The sequence below is a fragment of the Streptomyces sp. NPDC043854 genome, assembly GCF_056436005.1.
The window spans coordinates 1-2,864 of the sequence record NZ_JBWKDK010000127.1; the positions used below are offsets into that span (position 1 = coordinate 1).

At 75.2% G+C, this 2,864-nt stretch carries 1 protein-coding gene; it reads left to right on the plus strand.

The genetic code is table 11. From position 1 onward, the window contains the following. Window positions 1–2,864, plus strand: a 2,864-nt coding sequence (locus AC068A_RS37260; RefSeq protein ID WP_478590735.1) for a type I polyketide synthase, incomplete at both ends; no start/stop codon positions are given.

A 2,864-nucleotide genomic window follows, 5' to 3' on the forward strand; every position in this document is an offset into this window, starting at 1 on the left:
CACGTCCGCGAGGCCGTCCGGTTCGCCGACGGCATCCGCGCCCTGGCCGCCGCCGGAGTGGGCACGTTCCTCGAGCTCGGCCCGGACGCGGTCCTCACCGCCATGGGCCAGGCCTCCGCGGAAGGCGCCTTCGTCCCGCTCCTCCGCCGCGACCGCGACGAGGCCCCCGAGGTCGTCGCCGCCCTGGCCAAGGCCGCCGTCGAGGGCGTGCCGGTCGCCTGGGAAGCGTTCTTCGCGGGCACTGGCGCCCGGCGAACCGCCCTCCCCACGTACGCATTCCAGCGCCAGCACTTCTGGCTGGACGCCCTGGAGTACTGGGCCGACGCATGGGCGGGCGCCGACAGCGGAGGCGTCGTCTCAGCCGGCCTCGACCGGGCCGAACACCCGCTCCTGGGCGCCGTCGTCGCCTCGCCGGCCTCCGACGGTGCGGTCTTCACCGGCCGTCTGTCGGTGGCCTCCCAGCCCTGGCTGGCCGACCACGCAGTCGGCGGTACCGTGCTCTTCCCGGGCACCGGTCTCGTCGAGCTGGCCATCGCCGTCGGCGACCAGGTCGGCTGCAGTGTGCTGGAGGAGCTGACCCTCCAGGCGCCGCTCGTGCTGCCCGCCCGCGGCGGCGTGGCCGTCCAACTGGTCGTGGGCGCCGCCGACGACCGCGGTACACGGTCCGTCGACGTGTACGGCCGCGGCGAGGACGGCGAACAGCTCTGGACGCGGCACGCCACCGGTGTGCTCTCCGCTGCCGCGCCGCACGCCGCCTTCGACCTGGCGGCCTGGCCGCCCGCGGGTGCCGAGGCCGTGGACCTCACCGGCTGGTACGACACGCTGGCCGACGCCGGTCTGGAGTACGGTCCGGTGTTCCAGGGCCTGACCGCCGCCTGGCGTTCCGGCTCCGACGTGTACGCCGAGGTCTCCCTGCCAGAGGGCACCGCCACCGACGGCTACGGCGTGCACCCCGCCGTCCTCGACGCCGCCCTGCACGCCACCGGCCTGCTGGAAGGCGGTGCGGACTCCGCGCGGCTGCCGTTCGCGTGGAGCGATGTCGCCTTCCATGCCTCGGGTGCGACCCGGGTCCGGCTGCGGCTGGCGCCGGCCGGCGCCGACGCGGTGACCCTCGAAGTCGCCGACGGCGAGGGCCGGCCGGTCGCCTCGGTCGGCTCCCTCGCCCTGCGCGCGGTCGCCATGGACCAGCTCGCCGCCACCCGCTCCCCGCTCCACGACAGCCTCTTCCAGCTCGAGTGGACCAAGCTCTCCGCAGCCAAGGCCGTACAGCCCATGGACCCCGACATCCTCGTCCTGCGGAGCGTCGCGGGTATGGACGCGTCGGCGGTGCGTGCGGCGGTGCACACCGCGCTGGCCGAGCTGCAGTCGTCCGCGGAGCGCCTGGTGATCGTCACGTGCGGCGCGGTCGCACTGCCGGGTGAGGACGTGACCGACCTGGCCGGTGCTGCGGTCTGGGGCCTGGTCCGTTCCGCCCAGTCCGAGGACCCGGGCCGGGTCGTCCTCGTGGACACGGACACCCCCGAGGACGTTTCCGTCGCGTTGGCGGCGGGTGAGTCCCAGGTCGTCGTCCGCGGGACCACCGCGTACGGCGCCCGCCTGGTCCGTACCGAGGTCCCGGCGGCGGCCGACGCCGCTAGCGAGGCGGCCCCGGCGTTCGGCAGCGGGACCGTGCTGCTCACCGGTGCCTCGGGCAGTCTGGGCGGCCTGTTCGCCCGCCACCTCGTGGCCGAGTACGGCGTGCGCAGCCTGCTGCTGACGAGCCGCCGCGGCGCGGACGCGCCGGGCGCCCAGGAGCTGGTAGTGGACCTGGCGGCCCTCGGCGCGGAGGTGAAGGTCGCGGCCTGTGACGTCGCCGACCGCGACGCGCTCGCCGTCCTCCTCACCGATATCGAACTGTCCGCGGTGGTGCACGTCGCCGGCGTCCTCGACGACGGCGTCATCGCCTCCCTCACCCCCGACCGCATCGACACCGTCATGCGCCCGAAGGTCGACGCGGCACTCAACCTCCACGAGCTGACCGCCGGCCACGACCTGTCCGCGTTCGTCCTGTTCTCCTCGGCCGCGGGTCTCTTCGGCAACCCGGGCCAGGGCAACTACGCGGCCGCCAACGCCTTCCTCGACGGCCTGGCCGCCCACCGCAGGGCGATCGGTCTGCCCGCCCAGTCCCTGGCCTGGGGCCTGTGGACCGGCGGCATGGCCGGCACCCTTGCCGAGGCCGAGATCGAGCGGATGAACCGCACCGGCGTGCACGCCATCTCACCCGAAGAGGGCCTGCACCTCTTCGACACCGCGAGCACCCTCCCCGTGCCCGCCCTCGTCCCGATCCGCCTCGACGTCAAGGCCCTCGCGGCCGGCGGCGGCGAGGTGCCGGAGCTCTTCCGCTCCCTCGTACGCCGCCCCGCCCGCCGGGTCGCCGCCGCCGGCCCGGCCGGTACGGCCTCCCCGCTCGCCCAGCGCCTGGCGGGCCTGACCCCCGAGGCGCAGCACGAGGCACTCCTCGACCTGGTGCGGGCCACCGCCGCGGCGGGCCTCGGCCACGCCGGGGCCGAGGCCATCGACCCCGAGCAGGCCTTCAGCGAACTGGGCTTCGACTCGCTCAGCGCCGTCGAGTTCCGCAACGCCCTCAACGAGGCCACCGGCCTGCGGCTTCCCGCGACGCTGGTCTTCGACTACCCGTCGCCGGCCGTCCTCGCCCAGCACCTCACCGACGAGGTGACCGGTACCGGGAGCCAGGACACCGACGCGCCCGCCGCCACGGCCACCGGTGCCCTCGCCGCCCAGGACGACCCGATCGTGATCGTGGGCATGGCCTGCCGCTATCCCGGTGGGGTGGAGACCCCCGAGGACCTGTGGCGGCTCGTTGC